We start from the raw sequence: 19,416 nt of genomic DNA, 5'->3' as shown, positions 1-19,416 counted from the left end.
ATGCTCAGAATCGCAGTACTTAACGGTCCTAACCTGAACATGTTAGGCATTAGAGAGCCCGGCGTTTACGGCAGCGAAACGCTGGCCGCCATCGAGAACATGGTAATGGAGCGGGCGGACGAGCTTGGCGTCCAAGTGTCGTTCTTCCAGACGAATCACGAGGGCGAAATGATCGACCGCATACATAGCGCCTACGGCCAGGAAGACGGAATCGTCATTAATCCCGGCGCATGGACGCATTACAGCTATGCTATACGCGACGCGCTCGGTGCGGTCTCGCTGCCGGTTATCGAGGTGCATTTGTCGAACATCCACAAGAGGGAAGCGTTCAGGCATCACTCGGTGGTCGCGCCGATCGCCGTCGGGCAGATCGCGGGCTTTGGCTCGAACGGCTATCTGATGGCTTTAAGCGAGCTGGCGCGATTGCTCGGACAGAAGAGCAGCTAGGAATGAAGGAGTGAGCAGGGATGACAATCGATCGAGTGAAGAAGCTGCGTGGGCTGCTGGACGAGAAAGGATTAGAGGCTCTGTTAATCGCCAGCCCGTACAATAGGAGGTATATTACCGGATTTACGGGTTCCGCGGGATATGCGCTGATCACGTCGGCGGAGAGCTACTTTTTGACCGACTTCCGCTACCGTGTGCAGGCGGCGGAACAGTTAACCGGATTTCAAGTCATCGAGCACGGCACCAGCCCGCTCGAAGAAATTCGCGCGCTTCTGGAGAAGTCGGGCATTCGCAAGCTTGGTTTCGAGCAGGAGCATGTCAGCTACGGCGAATTCATCCAGTGGGGCGGCTTGCTTGGCGGAATCGAATTGGTACCGGCCGCGGGGCTTGTCGAGAAGCTGAGAATGATCAAGGACGAGGCGGAGCTGCAGATCATGCAGGAAGCCGCTGACTTAGCCGACCGCACATTCAAGCACATTACCGGCGTTCTCGCGACGGGCATGAGGGAAACGGATATCGCACTGGAGATGGAAGTGTTCATGCGAAGCCACGGGGCTACGAGCTCCTCCTTCGATACGATCGTCGCTTCGGGCGAACGTTCGGCGCTGCCTCACGGCGTGGCGAGCGGCCGCTTGATCGGGGTCGACGAGTTCGTGAAGCTGGACTTCGGCGCCTATTACAACGGATATTGCTCGGATTTGACGCGCACCGTCGTCATCGGCAAGCCGAGCGAGAAGCACAAGGAGATTTACAACATCGTGCTGGAAGCGCAACTTCACGCCCTGGAGCATATCCGTCCGGGTATGTCCGGTCTGGAAGCGGACGTGCTTTGCCGCGATATCATTGCCAAATACGGCTATGGCGACAACTTCGGACATGGCACGGGACATGGTCTCGGAATGGAAATTCACGAAGCGCCGCGTCTGTCCAGGCTTAGCGACACGATTTTAACCCCCGGCATGACCGTTACGGTTGAACCTGGCATCTACGTCCCCGGCTTCGGCGGCGTACGCATCGAGGATGACATCGTGATCACGGAATCCGGTATTAAAATATTGACCTCATCCCCGAAAGACCTGATCTGCCTGGGATAGGCACACCACATTCAGGAGGGAATCAGCAATGATTTCAGTAAACGATTTTAAAACAGGCTTAACCGTCCAAGTGGACAATGACATCTTCACCGTTCTGGACTTCCAGCACGTGAAGCCGGGCAAAGGCGCCGCATTCGTGCGCTCCAAGCTGAAAAACCTCCGCAACGGCAACGTCGTAGAGAAAACATTCCGCGCAGGCGAGACGATCGGCCGCGCGCAAATCGAGAACAGAGCGGTTCAATACTTGTATAACTCGGGTTCCGAATATACGTTCATGGACAACGAAACGTTTGACCAGTTCAACCTGGACAAGAGCCAGCTGGAGTGGGAGCTGAACTTCCTGAAGGAAAACATGAACGTGAACATCTCGAGCTACCAAGGCGAAATTCTCGGTATCCAAATGCCGAACAGCGTCGACTTGAAAGTTATCGAGACCGAGCCGGGCGTTAAAGGCAACACGGCTCAAGGCGCCACGAAAAGCGCGAAGGTCGAGACGGGCCTGAACGTTCAAGTGCCGCTGTTCATCAACGAAGGCGACGTGCTTCTCATCGATACGCGCGAAGGCAAATATATTTCCAGAGCGTAAGGCGAAGTTAGTCATAGAGCTGCCATGCATGTCCGTTTACGGCATGCTGGCAGCTTTATTAGTTTTCGGGCCATTTCCTCTTCATTGCGGTAACGCGGCGCGGCATCTATGTTTTTTTGGTCATATCTATACCCGATTTCGGGCGCCTGTGCTATAATATTAACTTGTATGTAGATGTCAAGGTTGGGAGTGAGGCAGCTTTGTCTTTGATCGTGATGAAGTTCGGCGGCAGCTCTGTCGGTACGCCGGAGAGAATGCAGCGCGTGGCAAGACGTATACTGGATCGGCAGCAAGAGGGCAATGACATTGTGGTCGTCGTCTCGGCGATGGGTGATACAACGGACGATTTGATTGACCAATCGAAGGGACTGAGCCTGAACCCGCCTAGCCGGGAGATGGATATGCTCCTTACCGTCGGAGAGCAGATTTCGATCGCATTGCTCTCTATGACGATTCATCATTTGGGCGGCAAAGCGATGTCGTTCACAGGGTGGCAGGCCGGCATGCAAACGGATAACGTGTTCGGCAAAGCGAAAATTACGGACATTCAGCCGCAGCGGATAACGGAAGCGCTTGGCGCGGGCAACATCGCGGTCGTAGCCGGATTCCAGGGCATGAGCCCGGACGGGGAAATCACGACGCTCGGCCGCGGCGGCTCGGATACGACGGCGGTTGCTCTGGCCGCGGCGCTTCAAGCGGATGTCTGCGAAATATACACGGATGTGGACGGCGTTTATTCCACGGATCCGCGCGTCGTCAAGAACGCGCGCAAGCTGAACGAGATTTCGTACGACGAGATGCTCGAGCTGGCGAATTTGGGTGCGGCAGTCCTGCATCCGCGCGCCGTGGAATATGCCAAGCATTATAACGTGAAGCTCGTCGTACGCTCGAGCTTTACTCAAAACGAAGGTACGAGTGTGAAGGAGGATGCGGTCATGGAACAAGGCGTGGTCGTTCGCGGTATCGCTTTTGACAAAAACGTAGCAAGAATCAGCATTATGGGCGTCGAGGATGTGCCTGGCGTTCTGGCCAACGTATTCGGCGCGCTCGCCCGGAACGGAATCGATGTCGACATGATCGTTCAGAGCGGCGTACAAGACGGCAAAGCCGACTTCTCGTTCACCGTATCGGGAGACGATCGCGACAAAGCGATCGGCGTCATCGAAGGAATCCGCGCGGTTGTGCCTTATCGCGAGACGACCTCCGAAGCGGGACTCGTGAAGGTTTCGATCGTTGGCGCGGGCATGGTCAGCAATCCTGGCGTAGCGGCAACGATGTTCTCCGCGATCTCGGATCTGGGCGTCAGCATCAAGATGGTCAGCACCTCGGAGATCAAAGTATCTTGCGTCATCACGGCGGAGCCGCTGAACGACGTCGTGCGCGCGCTGCATACGGCTTACGGCCTGGATACGGCGGAGCAGGTGTTCGTAGGCGGTCCTTCCGAACGCAGATAACGATGAAGCAATACTAGCGTTCGCGTGAACGCAAGAAGAAAGGGTGTCCCTCGGGACACCCTTTTGTGCTATTAGGCGGTCAAAGCGAGCCGCCTATCATTTTGAACAGCTTGTACAGGATAACCGTGATGCCGGCCGCCATGAGCGGACCGACGGGGATGCCCCTGAGGAATACGATGCCGATAATCGACCCGAGGACGAGACCCACCACGATTTGGGGATCGTTTTTGAGCAAATCCAGACCTTTGCTGTTGATGAAGGTTGCCAGCGCGCCTCCCGTTAAAGCCAGAATGCCAGGCCAGGATGTAAGCATCGCTGTAAAATCCTTGAGTTGGATTCTGCCGGCTGCGAAAGGAACGAGAACGCTAAGCGTCAGGAAAAGAAGGCCGAGTTCCAAGCCCCGTCGTTCGATCGCCGGCAAATAGCGTTCAAGATGAACGAGCTTTACGGCGAGCAGCAGGCAGGCTGCGGTTGCCAGAATCGGAGATCGGCCTATCACGCCAACTAATATAAGGATTACGAGAATAAGTTCACCAATCATAGCGCTGTGCTCCCGTCTTTGAGTGGAACGGCACGTCCTCTGAAGGGCGGCCTACGCTCATTATATGGACGGGCACTCCGCAATATGACTGGCTGCACTTCATCGCAGAATGATTTGCTCCCCGCTCAGGAAGGGAACGACCCCTTTCGAATTGACCAGCGCGCAGTCCTCAATGTCCTCTCTCGAGCCTAGCTTCTGAAGCCGTTTGCCGGACGCGCTGCCCAGCAGCGTCTCCAAAATGCGGGAGGATCGGTCCCGGTACATCGCATGCATGGCGTTGCCGAAATCATCGCATTCGATAGGGATCGGGCTTATCTCCTTCAAATGGTCGACGAGAAGGCCGGCGCATAATCCGTCCTCAATCGCGAAATCGTCATGGCTGCCCGCGCACAGAATGACGATGTCGCGCTTTAGGTCGAGAGCGGCGCGCGCGCAAGCCTCCGCGTTTAGCAGAGACGCCGCAAGCACGTAGTCCGCCCGCATCGATTTGTGAATGGCTCTCGTGCCGTTGGTGGTCGTCAGGATGATTCGACGGTTGCTCACCGTTCTCTCCTCATATTCTTTCGGCGAATTGCCGAGGTCGAAGCCTGCGATCTTGCGGCAGAACCGCTCGCCCCCCATCACGTCCCCCGGCCGCTGAATCGCCTTGGCATCCATGACCGTCTCCGCAGGCACGACGCTGGACGCACCTGATGCAAGAGCGGTTACAATCGTGCTCGTCGCCCGGAGTACATCGATGGCAATCGCCGTTTTTTGCGTAAATTTGGCCGAGCATGCTTCTTTTACGCTGGATATGACTTGGACCTGCATGACACGCTACCTTCCTTCTAAATCATGTAATCGGTATACTCCGCTCTTTGTCCGAATTGGAACGTATCGGACCGAAGTCCTCTCCGCATCGCTTCGAGCCCAAGCGCGTCGGCCGGCGCGATGTTGCCGAGATGAACGGAAGGGCCGAACTGCAGCAGCAAATCGGCCTGCTGGCTCTTCATCGGAGCTTCCCACATCAGCATATCGAATTTGCCGAATTTGCCTATCACCTCGTCTAGCACATCTTCCCGGCATTGCCCCTTCTCATCGAATAGTCCCACGTTAACGCCCGATTCCCTCGCTTCGATCGTCACGAGCTCGGCCCCGGCTTCCCAGTCGCATTGAGCGGTGAATGCGAGCTCCTCCGGATCGATAAGCGAGCCGGCCGCCTTCTTCCCATATTCCGTCGTCACCGTTAAGCCGCGACGCACGCAATCTTTTATCAGCTTGGTTCTCTTCATGCGATCCATCTCGATCGTACCGTCCGAAACCTCAATCCCCGTAAAGCCGAGCGCGCTTATCGTTTCCAGGAACGAATGGACGGTTCCTTGCTGAACCGCGGCTTCTAGGAGCGTTCCGCCCGGCATGGTGATAATGCCGCTGGAGGCGGCGAGCTCCAGCTTCTTGCGAAGCACCTCAGGCCTGTAGAGGACGGCCGTGCCGAAGCCTATCTTGATGATATCGACATACGGTCCGGCAACTTGAACGAAATCGGTGAACGAGTGTATGCCCATACCCTTGTCGATGACCATGGTTTTGCCCAGGCCTTGACTCCGGTCGGAGCCGCGCTTGCAGCTAGGGTCCTTCAATAGCTGATGCCAGTTGTCTAGTTCAGCAATTCTCATCTTCCCAATCTCCCCGCTTGCTTGATAAACGTACTCTCCACTATATGCAGGCACCACTGGGCAGGTGTGCGGCATGAAATGCAGACAAGCACGCATATAGTGAAAGAGACGAAGAACCGAAGGGAGGGAAAAGGGTTGCTGAACAAAATTGTCCTGAGCATGGCCATGCTTCGGCTGCTGTCGGGCAGCCTCGAAATTTGCGCGGCACTAATCATGCTCCGTTTGAACCAAATCGACAAGGCGCTCGTCGTTAATTCTTCGCTTGCGCTCGTTGGACCGCTCGTACTCATCGCGACGACGACGATCGGATTGGTAGGACTGTCCGATAAGCTTTCCGCCTCCAAATTCATATGGGTAGCCGTCGGCGTCACATGTCTGATGGTTGGCATTTTGAAAAAATAGCAGACTCCGAATCTAGCAGTTTTATTCATAAATCCATGAGACAAGCATACATATGTAACGACATCAGACAAACATCGGGGGTGAGGAAGGATGCTGTCCCATGTTTCCCATTTGCTGCCGCTGGAGCTGAAGCGATTGCTGGAAGGACTGCCGGCGGAGGTTAAGGGGTCATTGGAAGAGATACGCATACGCGAGAACCGTCCATTGGAAATCGCTTATCGAGGAGGATTTCGTTTCGTTACTCCGGACGGGACCATGAAGCTGGATGCAATTGGTGCGGTCAAGCCTTCTCCCGAGCAATGCCGCAAGCTGCTGGAACGCATCACGAATTATTCGTTATACGCAATGGAAGAAGAGCTGCGAAGAGGGTACATCACCGTGTCGGGGGGCCATCGGATCGGACTAGCCGGGCGAACGATCCTGGACGGCGGAGTGGTTCGCGGCATACGAGACATCGGGGGGTTCAACATTCGGATCGCCCGCGAAGTCATCGGCGCCGCTTCCCATCTGCTGCCGAAGCTAATGGACGCAGGCAGAGGGACGATCGGCTCTACGCTTATTCTCGCTCCGCCCCAGCAAGGGAAGACGACGCTCGTTCGCGATATCGCCAGAATGCTCAGCTATGGCAATTCCGGACCGCTAGAGCATCTGTCCTTCCCCGGCAAAAAAGTTGGAATTGTAGACGAAAGATCCGAGATCGCAGCTTGCGTCCGCGGCATCCCGACCTTCGATATCGGGCCGAGAACGGACGTGATGGACGCTTGTCCGAAGGCGGAGGGGATGATGATGCTTCTGCGATCGATGTCTCCGGAGGTGCTCGTCGTGGACGAGATCGGGCGGCCCGAAGACGCGGACGCCATACGCGAAGCAAGCCATGCGGGCGTAAGCGTCGTGGCAACGGCTCACGCCTACGACGTGCAGGACGCGAAGGGCCGGCCTGAACTCGCCAGGCTGATCGCCGAAGGCACATTCGCCCATCTTGTCGAGCTTAGACGATCGCCTGACGGCATTCTCCACCGGATCACGAATACGGGCAGCGCCGCTCAGCAGCCGAGTGCAAGAGGAAAGGATCAGACTTCGGTTTTCGGCGCGTTAGGTCTCGCAGGTGCGGGCCGGGGCCGGGCGGGCGACACATGAAGCTGCTGGGCGCGCTGCTCATTCTCATCGCGGGGACGCTGATCGGCTTCCAGCAAGCGGCACGATTCGCCGACAGGCCCAAGCAGATCAGACAGCTGTCGCATTCGCTTCAGCGGCTCGAGACGGAAATCGGGTACGGCCATACGCCTTTGCCCGAAGCGCTTCTCCGAACGGCCGAGGCTTCAAGCGAGCCGGTCGCTTCGCTCTTCGGCGGAACGGCGGAGCGATTGAGCATGGCGGACGGCCTGACCTTCCAGCAATGCTGGGAGCAGTCTATCAAGCGCGGCTGGAACGAGACGTCGATGAAGGCAAGCGAGCAAGGCGTACTTCTAAGATTGGGCTCAACGCTGGGCATAAGCGACAAGGAGGATCAGATGAAGCATCTGCGAATGGCCTTATTGCAATTACAGGCAGAAGAGGACGCGGCAAAAGACGATCAAAGGCGATATGAGAAGATGTGGAAAAGTCTCGGAGCTTTGCTCGCTGTGCTGATCATCATTTTGATGTTGTAAGAGGGTGCGCTACTTATGGATATGGATGTCAGCGCCATCTTTCAAATCGCTGGAATCGGCATCATTATCGCAATGATTCATTCCGTTCTGAAGCAGATGGGGAAGGAAGACATGGCGCATTGGGTTACACTCATCGGATTTGTGGTGGTATTGTTTATGGTCGTTCGGCTGCTAAATGATCTGTTCCAGGAAATTAAAACGATCTTTCTCTTCCAGTAGGTGAACGCGGTGGAAATTATACAAATCGTCGGTCTCGGCCTTATGGCAACCGTGCTCATACTCGTTGTCAAAGAGCAGAAGCCGATGTTCGCATTCCTTCTGGCGGCGTTTACGGGCTTATTCATATTCCTGTACGTGATCGGAAAAATCGAGGCCGTCATCACGGTGCTGGAAAACCTGGCGAACCGCGCAGGTATTCCTTCCATCTATTTGCAGACGGTGCTTAAAATTATCGGCATCGCCTATATCGCGGAATTCGGCGCCCAGATCGTAAGAGACGCCGGGCAGGAAAGCATCGCCTCGAAAATCGAGTTCGCCGGCAAAGTTTTTATTCTGGTCATGGCCATCCCGATCATTAACGTCATCGTGGAAACGGTAATCGGCATGCTGCCTTCCGGAGGAGGCGGGACATGAGATCGCTGCAGAATAGGGCGGACCGCGGTTCGAAGGCCAGGCTGTATCTGGTCCTCTGGATTTGCTTCGCGATCTACTCGCTTGCGCCGGTTCACGCTTCGGAGGCGGAGTCTCCATCCTCCGGCGCGCAGGTTGAGCGGTTAATGGAGGAGCAGGCGGAGCTGATCGAGAACGAAACCGAACCCGTCGAGGATTACTGGAACAAGCTTCGCGACGAATACGGCGGATATTTCCCCGATCAACGGATGCCTGGCTTCAAGGAGATGCTGATGCCGGGCGGCGGCTTCAAAATGTCGGATGTGCTGTCGGGGCTGCTTCGTTACTTGCTTCACGAAGTGCTCTACAACGGCAAGCTGCTGGTAACGATCGTGATGCTGACGGTGTTCAGCATGGTGCTCGAGACGCTGCAGAACGCCTTCGAGCGCAATTCCATCAGCAAGGTCGCCCACTCGATCACGTTTATGGTGCTTATCATAATCGCCGTCAACAGCTTCCATGTGGCGATCGGCTACGCGAGGGAAGCGATCGAGAATATGATGACGTTCATGCTGGCCATGGTGCCGCTCCTGCTGACGCTGCTTGCTTCGATGGGCAACCTTGTGACGGTATCGGTGCTTCACCCGCTCATCATCTTCATGATCAACGCGGTCGGAACCGCGATCTATACCGTCGTCTTCCCGCTGCTCTTCTTCTCGGCCGTGCTGCATATCGCCAGCTCGCTGACGGATAAATTCAAGGTGACGCAGCTAGCGAATTTGCTTCGGACGATTGCGGTCGGAACGCTGGGCGTGCTGCTCACGATATTCCTGGGAGTCATATCGGTCCAGGGTGCGACGGGAGCCGTGACCGATGGCGTGACGCTGAGGACGGCCAAATTCGTGACCGGCAACTTCGTTCCGGTCGTCGGGCGCATGTTCTCGGATGCGGCGGATACGGTCATATCGGCTTCGATGCTGGCGAAAAACGCGATCGGACTAGCGGGAGTCATCATTCTTCTCTTCTTATGCGCGTTCCCGGCGCTGAAAATATTGACCCTTGCGCTCATCTACAACTTGTCGGCCGCGGTCATGCAGCCGCTGGGGGATTCTCCGATCGTCGCCTGCCTGCAGACGATCGGGAAGACGATGATCTACGTGTTCGCCGCATTGGCCGCCGTCAGCCTCATGTTCTTCTTGGCGGTGACGATTATTTTGACGGCGGGCAACGCGGCGCTCATGGTTCGGTAGGGGGCTTACGAAGTGAGTTTTCCTACAGAAAACTCTTTAGGAGGTGAGCTGAATGTGATCGGTTGGTTAAGCGATTGGCTGAGGGACATCATTGCGGTGATCCTGCTCGCGGTGCTCGTGGAGCTGCTGCTTCCGAACAAAGCGATGCAGCGTTATGCGAGGCTCGTGGTCGGTCTCTTCATCCTCCTGACGATTCTCTCGCCGGTGCTTAGGCTAATACAGTCGGATTTCGGCGATAGACTGCATGCTGGAATGGAGCTATGGGACGAACGAACGATGCAAAACGAGGTCAAGATGCCAAGCTTGGAGGAAATTCAGAAGCGGGCCGAAGCGATCCAGACGCAGCGGATGGAGGAAGCGGGCAGAATGACGGCGGCCGCGCTGGAGGAATCGATGAAGCAGGCGATCGAGGAGGAGACTGGCGCGGTCATCGAATCGGTCGACGTCGGGCTTCATTGGGACGAGCGCGGCAACGGGGAGAAGCTTCCGGAGATTGATAACGTCATCGTCACGCTCGCCGCGCCGAAGACCGGTGCTGACGATGGCAAGGCGAGTCAACCGCCCGATATCGAAGCGGTCGCTCCGGTGGACATTAGGGTAGACGTCGAGGAAGACGGCAAGACAGAACCGGCCGGCGAGCGGGCGGCGGAGTCTAATGAAGGCTACGCAATGCCCAGCGAACAAGCGGCGAACGCGATCCAAGGCGTTTTGGCGCGGGGCTGGGGCGTAAAGCCGGGCCAGACGACGGTTCGCGCCATACCGGGTGGCGCAGCTGCAGGATGACTTTTGCGAGAGGGGGCGATGACGCATGGCGAAATGGCTTGACGGGCTGGAGTCGGCGGTAGGAGGCGGACCAAGCGGTCCGAAGCGGATCCGGACGCTTCGCATCTTGTTAATCGTGGGCGGCATAGGGGCGGCGCTCATGCTGATTAATTCCTTCCTGCCTTACAGGGACGTCGAGTCTCCCGCGCAGGATCCGAATCCGCCGCCGAGTGCCGAGGAAGCGTGGAGTCAGAACGCGTCAGCGGGCTCCCCTTTCGAAACGATCGAAGGCAAGCTGGAATCCAGGCTCAAGGATATATTGGAGAAGATCGTGGGGGTAGACGGCGTCAACGTGCTGGTTACCGTGGAATCGACGGAAGAAATCGTGGTCGCGCAGGAAAAAAACGAGTCGCAGTCCATTACCGACGAGAATGATCGGAACGGGGGGGTGAGGCACATCACCTCGATTAACAAGGAAGGCAAAGTCGTCTTGTACGAAGTGTCGGGCGACCAGAAGCCGATCATCACGAAGACGCTCAATCCCCGCATCCGGGGCGTCATCATCGTAGCCAAAGGAGCGGAGAACGCCACGGTCAGACAGCTCATCATTCATGCGGTGGAAAGAGGACTAAGCGTTTCGACAAACCGGATTTCGGTTATTCCGAGCAAGCAATAATGAAATGCGATTATAAACCAATTATTGGGAGGAAATAATAATGAATACAAAAAGACAAACGATTTGGCTCGTATCGATGCTCAGTCTGATGGTTGTGCTCTCCGCTTATTACTTGTTCACGCAGGATTTGGACGACGCCGACAAGCTGTCGGGCAGCAACCAGCCGAACCCGGGCGTAACGGAAGTCGTGGGCGGCAGCGGCGAGGTCGTGCCCGACGAAATCGTACAAGCGGGCGACCAAAGCGCGGAGGGACCGACGGAACAAGACATTCTCGACCAGGTTGAGGAGCAGGGCTATGTGGACAACAGCTTGTTCAGCCAGCTGATCGCGAAGCGCGATCAACAGAACGAGGAAGAGTTGAACCGCTTGTATGCGGAAGTGACGAACATGAGCAACAATCCCGAAAAATCGGCGGAGGCCATGGCGCAGGTCGATATGCTGGAAGAGAAGCATACAAAGATCATGGAGCTCGAAACGGCGCTCAAGGAGCAGTACAGCATGGCTCTCATCTCGGAAGAGAACGACCGCTACAAAGTGATCGTCACAAGCGAGAATCTGGAGAAGAAAGAGGCCGCAAGCATTATCGACCAAATCATGACCTCCATGGAAGTGGACGCCGACCAAGTTTCCGTGCAATACGTGCCTGAACCGCAATAATCGAAAGAGCATGCAGGAATAGGAAGCTCCGTCTGTCTCTGGCAACTGCCGGAGGGGCGGAGTTTTTTCTACAACGCAAGGCAGAAGCCAAGGTTCCGGACTTGTACAAAAAATGGTTCGTGTTCACGCCGCTTTATGGTATAATACAAAACGTTATGTGACGAAGAGGAGTGATTACGTTCATGTTCAAGTTGAGCGAGATTAAAGAATTGGTCAAGCTGATCGACCAAACATCCGTTCAGGAGCTCGAAATCGAAAACGAAGGCGCGCGCCTGCATATCCGTAAACCCGTTAAAACCGAAGTGGTGAATGTGCAAGCGGCTCCAACTACGCATACATATTCGCAACCCCCTGTAGCCGCTGTAGCGCAGCCGGCGGCAGCGCCGGCCGTCCAAGCCGCTGCGCCGGAAGCGGTTCCGGCGAAAGCGCCGGCAGCCGATCTTCATCAGATCGTATCGCCGATGGTCGGCACGTTCTACAGCGCGCCGTCTCCGGAAGCATCGTCGTTCGTCAAGGTAGGAGACCGCGTGCAGGAGAAGTCGGTCGTCTGTATCCTCGAAGCTATGAAACTAATGAACGAGCTGGAAGCCGAAGTGAACGGCGAAATCGTCGAAATATTGGTTTCCAACGGTCAACTGGTTGAATACGGACAGCCGCTCTTCCTCGTGAAAGCGGACTAACGCGTCAGCCCGTGCTCGGGCAATTGTCTTCGAAAGGGGTTCCTACGTGAAATTCCAAAAAATATTAATCGCCAATCGCGGAGAAATCGCGGTTCGGATCATTCGGGCATGCCGCGAGCTCGGCATCAGCACGGTCGCGGTATATTCCGAAGCGGACCGCGACTCTCTGCATGTCCGGCTGGCGGACGAGGCTTATTGCATCGGACCGACATTGTCCAAGGACAGCTATTTGAATTTGACGAATATTATGAGCGTCGCGACGATAACGGAATGCGACGCGATTCATCCCGGCTACGGCTTTCTCGCCGAGAACGCCGATTTCGCGGAAATTTGCGAATCATGCAACATTACCTTCATCGGACCGTCTCCTGAGGCGATCAGCAAAATGGGCGACAAAGCGGTTGCCAAGCTGACGATGAAATCGGCGAACGTGCCGATCATTCCAGGCTCGGACGGACTTATCGAGAGCATGGACGAAGCGGTCATGATCGCCCGGGATATCGGTTATCCGGTTATCATCAAGGCAACGGCGGGCGGCGGCGGCAAAGGCATCCGCATCGCGGAAGACGAAGAGTCGCTGATTAGCCAGATTACGACCGCCCAGCAGGAAGCTCAGAAGGCGTTCGGCAACGCCGGCGTCTATCTGGAGAAATATTTGACGGGCATGAAGCACGTCGAAATTCAAATCATGGCCGACAAGCACGGCAACGCGGTCCATCTGTTCGAACGCGACTGCTCCGTGCAGCGCCGGCGCCAGAAGCTTGTCGAGGAAGCGCCTTGCCCGGTATTGTCGCCGGAGCTTCGCGAGCAGATGGGGCAAGCGGCCGTTCGCGCGGCGCTCGCCGTCGATTACGCGGGAGCAGGCACGCTGGAATTCCTGCTGGGGCCGGACGGCAAGTTCTATTTCATGGAGATGAACACGCGCATTCAGGTCGAGCATCCGGTTACGGAGATGATCACGAGCGTCGATCTGATCAAAGAGATGATCAGCGTGGCCGAAGGCAATCCGTTGTCGTTCCGTCAGGAGGATCTGCAAATTAAGGGCTGGGCGATCGAGTGTCGGGTCAACGCGGAAGATTCCGAGCGCAATTTCATGCCGTCGGCCGGCAACATTCCGTTCTACCTGCCGCCGGGCGGCGCGGGCGTCAGAGTGGACAGCGCGGTGTATCCGGGCTACACGATCTCGCCGCACTACGATTCCATGATCGCGAAGCTTATCGTCTGGGGAGCTACCCGCGAGGAAGCGATTGCCCGGATGAAACGCGCGCTGTCGGAGTTCGCGATCGAAGGGATCCGGACGACGATTCCGTTCCATCTGAAGCTGCTGAACCATCCTAAGTTCGTGAATGGCGATTTCGACATTAAATTTCTTGAGGAGTATGACATTAACGATCCGGAAGCGGTCCGCAAAGCGGAATAAAACAAGCTTGCCAAGTTTGTCATATTTCAGGCTGAATGTTATAGTATAGAGATAAGATGCGGAACATGGCTTGGCAAGGGCCGAGCTCGCGCGAATTTAGGGAGGTGTACTGCGAACATGAGTACGATAGCTGCGGAGTACGAGAAAACAGAAATCGGTACGATTCAGATTGCACCTGAAGTCATCGAAGTGATAGCTGGTCTCGCGACCGTCGAGGTTAAAGGCGTTGCCGGGATGAGCGGCGGTTTTGCCGGCGGAATCGCAGAGCTGCTGGGCCGCAAAAACTTATCCAAAGGCGTGAAGGTCGAAGTCGGCCAACGGGAAGCGGCGGTCGATGTATCCGTTATCGTCGAATACGGCAACAAGATTCCCCAAATCGCGTCGGAGGTTCAACAGAACGTGAAGCGCTCCATAGAGATCATGACGGGGCTTCACGTTGTGGAAGTAAATGTTCATATCCATGACGTTTATTTCAAGCCAGCCGAACGAATCGATGATGAAGATGCCCAGCTGCGGGTGAAATAATAGAATAAGCAGATATGGTTTTTGTACAACCCCCTCGTGATTGGGCATGCCGCTCGGCGCAAGGGGGTTTTATTCGGCCCAACGGGAGGTTGGCATGCGTTGATGAAGGTTTTGGACAAGCTTCTGCTATTCCTGTACAGCATTGCGATAGGCGTAGTCTCCGTCATTTTGATAGGCGTAGGCTTTAATTGGTTGAAAAACGATTTGGCCGAAGACATCCTTTACGAAGTCTACCGATCAGATGCTATTTCCATCGCGGTTGGCGTGACCGGCATCGTTTTATTTTTGATCAGCCTGCGCTTTTTCTTCGTGTCTCTCTTGAGAGGCGGGGCGAATACCCATTCTATCGATCAGCGCACGGAATTCGGCGATATCCGCATTTCGATGGAGACGATCGAGAACTTGGCCCTGAAGGCAGCCTCCAAACAAAAAGGCGTGAAGGACCTGCGCGCGCGCGTTCGCGCATCGAACGACGGACTCGAGATTATTCTTCGCGCCGTTATTGACGGCGAGCATGCGATTCCTTCCTTGACGGAGGACATCCAACGCGCGGTCAAATCCCATATCGAAGACATTACCGGTATACCGGTCGTGAACGTAGCCGTATTTATCGCAAACGTAATCCAGACGAATACGATCAAGAGCCGCGTGGAATAGAGGTGGTGGGCTAGATGTGGAGGGAGATCTGGAACACGTATTGGAAACGGTTGGTCGGCGTTGCCGCGGGACTGCTGGCCGGGATCGTTTATTTGGCCTTTGGATTCTGGGATATGCTATTCGTGGCACTGCTCGTTTTCATCGGCTATTGGATTGGCAAGCAGAAAGAGCATTCGGATGGACCGGTGTTTCCTTGGCAGCGGATTTGGTACGAGCTGCTGGAGCGATTCAGGCCATTTCGATAACGCTGTGGTCTCCTCCGTACTCCGGATTTCGGACAGCCGCTTATTCGGGGCAGGGAGGAGATCATAGTTTTTTTCAAATATAAGAAAGCAAGAGAACGGATGTGGAGGACGCATGAAACGGAGATTGGCAAGGGAAATAGCGGTATCGAGTCTATACCAAATGGAAATGAACGAGGTCACGGCAGCCGAAGCGGTGGACATGCTGATGGACGAGCTTCGCCAGGATAACGAAATCGGCGCGGATCCCAAGGAAATCGGAAGCACGGATGAATTCGCGCGCGAGCTGGTATTCGGCGTGCTGGAGAGAAAACAAGCAATCGACGGCATGCTGCAGCAGTTTCTGACGGGGTGGCAGGTCGATCGCCTGTCGCGGGTAGACCGGCAAGTGCTAAGACTCGCTTGTTACGAGATTGTATTCCGCGACGACGTGCCGCCGAAAGCCGCAATCAATGAAGCTATCGAGCTGGCCAAGCACTTCGGCACCGAAGAGTCCGGTAAATTCGTTAACGGCGTGCTGGGAAAGCTGCTGCAGGAAGTGGACGAGCTGAAATCTTAACGTGCCGCTCAGGCATGGACAAGCCATAAACAGAGGAGACGAGAAACGGATGAGCGCTTACATAATCGAAGGGAAAAAGATATCGGATCAAATTCGCGTGGAAATGAAGGAGGAAGTTGCCGGTCTTCAAGGACGGGGCGTCGTTCCGGGATTGGCGGTTGTTCTTGTGGGGGACGATCCGGCTTCCAAGGTGTACGTAGGGTCGAAGGAGAAAGCCTGCCAGCAGCTGGGCATTTATTCAGAGGTGCATCGTTTGCCGGGGGATGCTTCCGAGGAGTCGCTCCTCGCCCTTATACAGAAACTGAACGAACAATCGAGCATCAACGGAATTTTGGTCCAGCTTCCGCTGCCCAAGCATATTAACGAAAAAGCGGTTATCGACGCGATCAGCGTGGAGAAGGACGTTGACGGATTCCATCCCGAAAGCGTCGGCAACTTAACGATCGGCGACGACAGTCTTCTGCCTTGTACTCCGGCGGGCGTCATTGAATTGATCAAACGAAGCGGCGTCGACATTGCCGGCAAGCACGCCGTCGTGATCGGCAGAAGCAACATTGTCGGCAAGCCTGTCGCGATGCTGCTCCTGCGCGAGAACGCCACGGTCACGATTTGCCATTCCCGTACGGCGAATATGGAGGAGCTTGCCAAACAGGCGGACATTCTGGTCGTGGCGATCGGCAAGCCCGAGGCCATCGACAGCAAATACGTGAAGCCGGGCGCGGTCGTTATCGACGTAGGCATTAACCGCTTGCCGAGCGGCAAGCTTGTAGGCGACGTGCATTACGAGGATTGCCTGGAGACGGCCGGCTACATTACGCCCGTACCTGGCGGGGTTGGACCGATGACGATTACGATGCTGATGAAAAACACGATTACCGCTGCGAAGAGGGCTAACGGAATCGAGGTGTAGGTTCGGCATGGGGAATCAGCCCAAAATCTTTTCCATAAAAGAACTTAACAAATATATCAGGATGAAGCTGGAAAACGACGTTGTTCTTGGAGACGTATGGCTGCGCGGCGAAATTTCGAACTTTACGCACCATTCGAGCGGGCATATGTATTTTACGCTGAAGGACAGTGATTCCCGGTTGAAATGCGTGATGTTCGCCTCCCATAACGCCCGCCTGCCCTTCATTCCGAAGGAAGGCGCCAAGGTGATCGCCCGCGGCAACATTTCCGTGTTCGAGCGCGACGGCAACTATCAGTTCTACGTCATGGCCATGCAGCCCGACGGGATAGGCAGCCTCTATCTGGCGTTCGAGCAGCTCAAGAAGAAGCTGGACGAGGAAGGCCTGTTCGCGTCTTCCCGGAAACGAGCGCTCCCGGCGTTCCCGAAAGGGATCGGGGTTATCACTTCTCCGACGGGCGCTGCCGTTCGGGATATTATGACGACGCTGCAGCGGAGGTATCCGCTTATACCGGTATATGTCTATCCGGTGCTCGTCCAAGGCAAAGGAGCCGCGTCGTCAATCGTCGCCGCGATCGAAGCCATGAACCGCTTCGGGGAGTGCGACGTCTTGATCGTCGGCCGGGGCGGCGGTTCGCTGGAGGAGCTATGGGCGTTCAACGAAGAAGCGGTCGCTCGAGCGATCGTTTCCTCGCAAGTTCCAATCATCAGCGCTGTCGGCCATGAGACGGACTTCACGATCGCTGATTTCGCGGCTGATCTTCGAGCAGCGACTCCGACGGCGGCGGCCGAGCTCGCCGTTCCCCATATTGCGGAATTGAAGCAGCAAACGGAACGATTGAAGCAGAGGCTTCTCGCCGCGGCGAGAATGAAGGTGAATCACGAAAGCGAACGGCTTAACCGCCTGAAGAGGTCCCCGTTCTTCCTGCACCCGAAGCGCTACATGCTGGATCAGGCGCAGCGCTTGGACCGGTTGACGGAGCAGCTAGCGGCCCGGCTCGGAATAACGACGGCCCGCGAGGGCGCCCGGTTGTCAAATTTGCAAACGAAGCTGTCCGCCCATCATCCGGGAGAAGCGCTGCAGTATGCGGCCAAGCGCCTGGGAGGCGCAACCCGCGGACTCGAGATTGCAGCGGGCGCGCTCGTGAAGGAGCATAAGCTGCAGCTGCGCGGCGTAATCGGCCGCCTTGACGCGTTAAGTCCGCTTAAGGTAATGGCCAGGGGTTACGGCCTCGTGTACGATCAATCGGAAGGGCACTTGATCAAATCCGTCCGTTCGGCGGCCGTCGGTCAAGAAGTGAAGGTGAAGCTGGCCGATGGCGGAATAAATTGTATCGTTCATTCAATTGAAGGAGGGAATAACGATGAAGACGGAACAGCTCGATGAGCTTAGCTTCGAAGAAGCGATGTTAAGGCTTGAGAATATCGTGGCCAAGCTGGAGAGCGGAGACGTGCCGCTGGAAACCGCTATCGATCTTTTCCAGGAAGGGATGAAGCTATCCCGGCTGTGCGGGGGCAAGCTGGAGCAGGTCGAAAGTAAAATCGAGCTGCTAATGGTATCCGAGAACGGCTTTCAGAAAAAACCGTTTGTTGCAGCAAACGAGGATAAAGGGGAATAAGCTTGAACGCAGGCGTTGACATTCGTGAATATTTGAAAGCATGCGCCGAGACAACCGAAGCGGCGCTCAGATTTTCTTTGCCAGCGGAATGGGATATTCCGGCCCCGCTTCGAGAAGCGATGCATTATTCGCTCGAAGCGGGCGGCAAACGTATTCGTCCCGCTTTCGTGCTGAGCGCGGCCAAAGCCGTACGCGGATCGGAAAGCGCCTGGGAAGCGTCGCTGCCCGTCGCATGCGCGGTAGAATTTATCCATACTTACTCGTTGATTCACGACGACTTGCCTGCTATGGACGATGACGATTATCGCCGGGGGAAGCTTACGAATCACAAGGTTTTCGGAGAAGCGATGGCGATACTTGCAGGCGACGCGCTGCTCACGCACGCGTTTCGGCTCATTCCGCAGGCGGCGCGCCGCAATGGCGTACCGGTCGAAACCGCGCTTGCGATCGTCGAAGACTTGGCGACGTATGCCGGCGCCTCCGGCATGGTCGGAGGACAAGCGGCGGATATGCTCGGCGAGCAGGGCATAACGACGGCGGAGCAGCTTGAATACATCCATCTGCACAAAACAAGCGATTTAATCGTTTTCTCCGTCAAGGCGGGAGCGAGAATCGGCGGAGCAACGGAGAAACAGCTCGAGCTGCTCTCGAAATACGCGCGAAACATCGGGCTGGCGTTCCAAATTCAAGACGATATCCTCGATTTGATCGGGGATGAAGGCAAGCTTGGAAAGAGGATCAACAGCGATGTGGCTCAGCAGAAGGTGACTTACCCGTACTTGGTCGGCCTGGACGAAAGCAAAGCAACGGTAAACCGTCTGACGGACGAGGCTAAAGCCGCCATTCTGGAAGCCGAGCTTGCGGAGCCGGAAAGATTGCTGCAGATTGCCGATTATTTAGTGCAACGCGATCATTGACACCGGCGTATTAAGAGAGGCGGTTATTTGGGTTTTGCCCCCGCCCTTATGCTATAATAGGTAAAATGTAGACGTTTCAAGGACGACTTCATCGGTTGTTCTCGACA

Annotated in this window: 26 protein-coding genes; 23 read left to right on the top strand and 3 right to left on the bottom strand. The window is 55.8% G+C overall.

What is annotated here, in order from left to right:
• From aroQ to NQZ67_RS04445, 4 genes are all read left to right on the top strand, one after another.
• Positions 1-447 carry a type II 3-dehydroquinate dehydratase gene (gene aroQ / locus NQZ67_RS04460; protein WP_257443127.1) on the top strand — a complete coding sequence of 149 codons (447 nt, stop codon included), beginning with the start codon at positions 1-3 and terminating at the stop codon, positions 445-447.
• Positions 448-467: 20 nt separating this feature from the next.
• Positions 468-1,541 (top strand): M24 family metallopeptidase, encoded by a 1,074-nt coding sequence (locus NQZ67_RS04455; RefSeq protein ID WP_257443126.1) that lies wholly within the window; start codon positions 468-470, stop codon positions 1,539-1,541.
• A gap of 28 nt (positions 1,542-1,569) precedes the next feature.
• Positions 1,570-2,127, top strand: coding sequence for an elongation factor P (gene efp / locus NQZ67_RS04450; RefSeq protein WP_257443125.1), 558 nt, complete (start codon positions 1,570-1,572; stop codon positions 2,125-2,127).
• A gap of 200 nt (positions 2,128-2,327) precedes the next feature.
• The gene (locus NQZ67_RS04445; protein ID WP_257443124.1) at positions 2,328-3,581 is read left to right on the top strand and encodes an aspartate kinase; all 1,254 of its coding nucleotides are present in this window, start codon (positions 2,328-2,330) and stop codon (positions 3,579-3,581) included.
• A gap of 79 nt (positions 3,582-3,660) precedes the next feature.
• Here NQZ67_RS04445 and NQZ67_RS04440 read toward each other — a convergent pair whose 3' ends face one another.
• The 3 genes from NQZ67_RS04440 to comA form a co-directional block, all read right to left on the bottom strand.
• Positions 3,661-4,122, bottom strand: coding sequence for a DUF441 domain-containing protein (locus NQZ67_RS04440; protein WP_257443123.1), 462 nt, complete (start codon positions 4,120-4,122; stop codon positions 3,661-3,663).
• Positions 4,123-4,221: 99 nt separating this feature from the next.
• The gene (locus tag NQZ67_RS04435) at positions 4,222-4,932 is read right to left on the bottom strand and encodes a 2-phosphosulfolactate phosphatase (RefSeq protein ID WP_257443122.1); all 711 of its coding nucleotides are present in this window, start codon (positions 4,930-4,932) and stop codon (positions 4,222-4,224) included.
• Between the two features lie 17 nt (positions 4,933-4,949).
• Positions 4,950-5,777: a phosphosulfolactate synthase gene (gene comA / locus NQZ67_RS04430; protein ID WP_257443115.1), complete on the bottom strand. Its 828-nt coding sequence runs from the start codon at positions 5,775-5,777 to the stop codon at positions 4,950-4,952.
• 135 nt (positions 5,778-5,912) lie between these two features.
• Between comA and NQZ67_RS04425 the strand changes: the two genes are divergently transcribed.
• The 19 genes from NQZ67_RS04425 (at position 5,913) to NQZ67_RS04335 (ending at position 19,309) form a co-directional block, all read left to right on the top strand.
• Positions 5,913-6,179 carry a YqhV family protein gene (locus NQZ67_RS04425; protein ID WP_257443113.1) on the top strand — a complete coding sequence of 89 codons (267 nt, stop codon included), beginning with the start codon at positions 5,913-5,915 and terminating at the stop codon, positions 6,177-6,179.
• 90 nt (positions 6,180-6,269) lie between these two features.
• A complete protein-coding gene (spoIIIAA, locus tag NQZ67_RS04420) occupies positions 6,270-7,316 on the top strand; it encodes a stage III sporulation protein AA (RefSeq protein WP_257443111.1) in 1,047 nt (348 codons plus the stop codon).
• The gene (spoIIIAB, locus tag NQZ67_RS04415) at positions 7,313-7,828 is read left to right on the top strand and encodes a stage III sporulation protein SpoIIIAB (protein ID WP_257443108.1); all 516 of its coding nucleotides are present in this window, start codon (positions 7,313-7,315) and stop codon (positions 7,826-7,828) included. The genes spoIIIAA and spoIIIAB overlap by 4 nt, the downstream gene beginning before the upstream one ends.
• A 15-nt stretch (positions 7,829-7,843) precedes the next feature.
• Complete coding sequence (gene spoIIIAC, locus NQZ67_RS04410) at positions 7,844-8,047, top strand: stage III sporulation protein AC (protein WP_257443106.1); 204 nt, start codon at positions 7,844-7,846, stop codon at positions 8,045-8,047.
• A gap of 9 nt (positions 8,048-8,056) precedes the next feature.
• Positions 8,057-8,461, top strand: a complete 405-nt coding sequence (spoIIIAD, locus tag NQZ67_RS04405; RefSeq protein WP_257443104.1) for a stage III sporulation protein AD — start codon at positions 8,057-8,059, stop codon at positions 8,459-8,461.
• Positions 8,458-9,687 (top strand): stage III sporulation protein AE, encoded by a 1,230-nt coding sequence (spoIIIAE, locus tag NQZ67_RS04400; protein WP_257443103.1) that lies wholly within the window; start codon positions 8,458-8,460, stop codon positions 9,685-9,687. The genes spoIIIAD and spoIIIAE overlap by 4 nt, the downstream gene beginning before the upstream one ends.
• A 54-nt stretch (positions 9,688-9,741) precedes the next feature.
• Complete coding sequence (spoIIIAF, locus tag NQZ67_RS04395) at positions 9,742-10,470, top strand: stage III sporulation protein AF (protein WP_257443094.1); 729 nt, start codon at positions 9,742-9,744, stop codon at positions 10,468-10,470.
• A gap of 25 nt (positions 10,471-10,495) precedes the next feature.
• Positions 10,496-11,125, top strand: coding sequence for a stage III sporulation protein AG (spoIIIAG, locus tag NQZ67_RS04390; RefSeq protein ID WP_257443093.1), 630 nt, complete (start codon positions 10,496-10,498; stop codon positions 11,123-11,125).
• A 40-nt stretch (positions 11,126-11,165) separates the two neighbouring features.
• Entirely contained in the window at positions 11,166-11,783 is a 618-nt protein-coding gene (locus tag NQZ67_RS04385) for a SpoIIIAH-like family protein (protein WP_257443091.1), read from the top strand.
• Between the two features lie 182 nt (positions 11,784-11,965).
• On the top strand, positions 11,966-12,463 hold the full coding sequence (gene accB / locus NQZ67_RS04380) for an acetyl-CoA carboxylase biotin carboxyl carrier protein (protein WP_257443090.1): 498 nt from the start codon (positions 11,966-11,968) through the stop codon (positions 12,461-12,463).
• Between the two features lie 46 nt (positions 12,464-12,509).
• Entirely contained in the window at positions 12,510-13,883 is a 1,374-nt protein-coding gene (accC, locus tag NQZ67_RS04375; protein WP_257443088.1) for an acetyl-CoA carboxylase biotin carboxylase subunit, read from the top strand.
• Positions 13,884-14,000: 117 nt separating this feature from the next.
• Complete coding sequence (locus NQZ67_RS04370; RefSeq protein WP_257443086.1) at positions 14,001-14,408, top strand: Asp23/Gls24 family envelope stress response protein; 408 nt, start codon at positions 14,001-14,003, stop codon at positions 14,406-14,408.
• Positions 14,409-14,507: 99 nt separating this feature from the next.
• Positions 14,508-15,065: an alkaline shock response membrane anchor protein AmaP gene (gene amaP / locus NQZ67_RS04365; protein ID WP_257443085.1), complete on the top strand. Its 558-nt coding sequence runs from the start codon at positions 14,508-14,510 to the stop codon at positions 15,063-15,065.
• Positions 15,066-15,079: 14 nt separating this feature from the next.
• Positions 15,080-15,310: a DUF2273 domain-containing protein gene (locus NQZ67_RS04360; RefSeq protein WP_257443084.1), complete on the top strand. Its 231-nt coding sequence runs from the start codon at positions 15,080-15,082 to the stop codon at positions 15,308-15,310.
• 112 nt (positions 15,311-15,422) lie between these two features.
• Entirely contained in the window at positions 15,423-15,866 is a 444-nt protein-coding gene (gene nusB / locus NQZ67_RS04355; protein ID WP_257443082.1) for a transcription antitermination factor NusB, read from the top strand.
• 49 nt (positions 15,867-15,915) lie between these two features.
• The gene (gene folD / locus NQZ67_RS04350) at positions 15,916-16,776 is read left to right on the top strand and encodes a bifunctional methylenetetrahydrofolate dehydrogenase/methenyltetrahydrofolate cyclohydrolase FolD (RefSeq protein WP_257443081.1); all 861 of its coding nucleotides are present in this window, start codon (positions 15,916-15,918) and stop codon (positions 16,774-16,776) included.
• A gap of 7 nt (positions 16,777-16,783) precedes the next feature.
• Positions 16,784-18,160, top strand: coding sequence for an exodeoxyribonuclease VII large subunit (xseA, locus tag NQZ67_RS04345; RefSeq protein WP_257443079.1), 1,377 nt, complete (start codon positions 16,784-16,786; stop codon positions 18,158-18,160).
• Positions 18,138-18,392, top strand: a complete 255-nt coding sequence (xseB, locus tag NQZ67_RS04340) for an exodeoxyribonuclease VII small subunit (RefSeq protein ID WP_257443078.1) — start codon at positions 18,138-18,140, stop codon at positions 18,390-18,392. Before xseA ends, xseB begins: the two co-directional genes overlap by 23 nt.
• 2 nt (positions 18,393-18,394) lie before the next feature.
• The gene (locus NQZ67_RS04335) at positions 18,395-19,309 is read left to right on the top strand and encodes a polyprenyl synthetase family protein (RefSeq protein ID WP_371825262.1); all 915 of its coding nucleotides are present in this window, start codon (positions 18,395-18,397) and stop codon (positions 19,307-19,309) included.
• The last annotated feature ends 107 nt before the right edge of the window (positions 19,310-19,416 follow it).

Origin of the sequence: Paenibacillus soyae, from assembly GCF_024623455.1 — a bacterium.
In the GTDB taxonomy this organism is placed as follows: Bacteria; Bacillota; Bacilli; order Paenibacillales; family Paenibacillaceae; genus Pristimantibacillus; species Pristimantibacillus soyae.
This window is presented reverse-complemented; position numbering and strand designations above follow the sequence as displayed.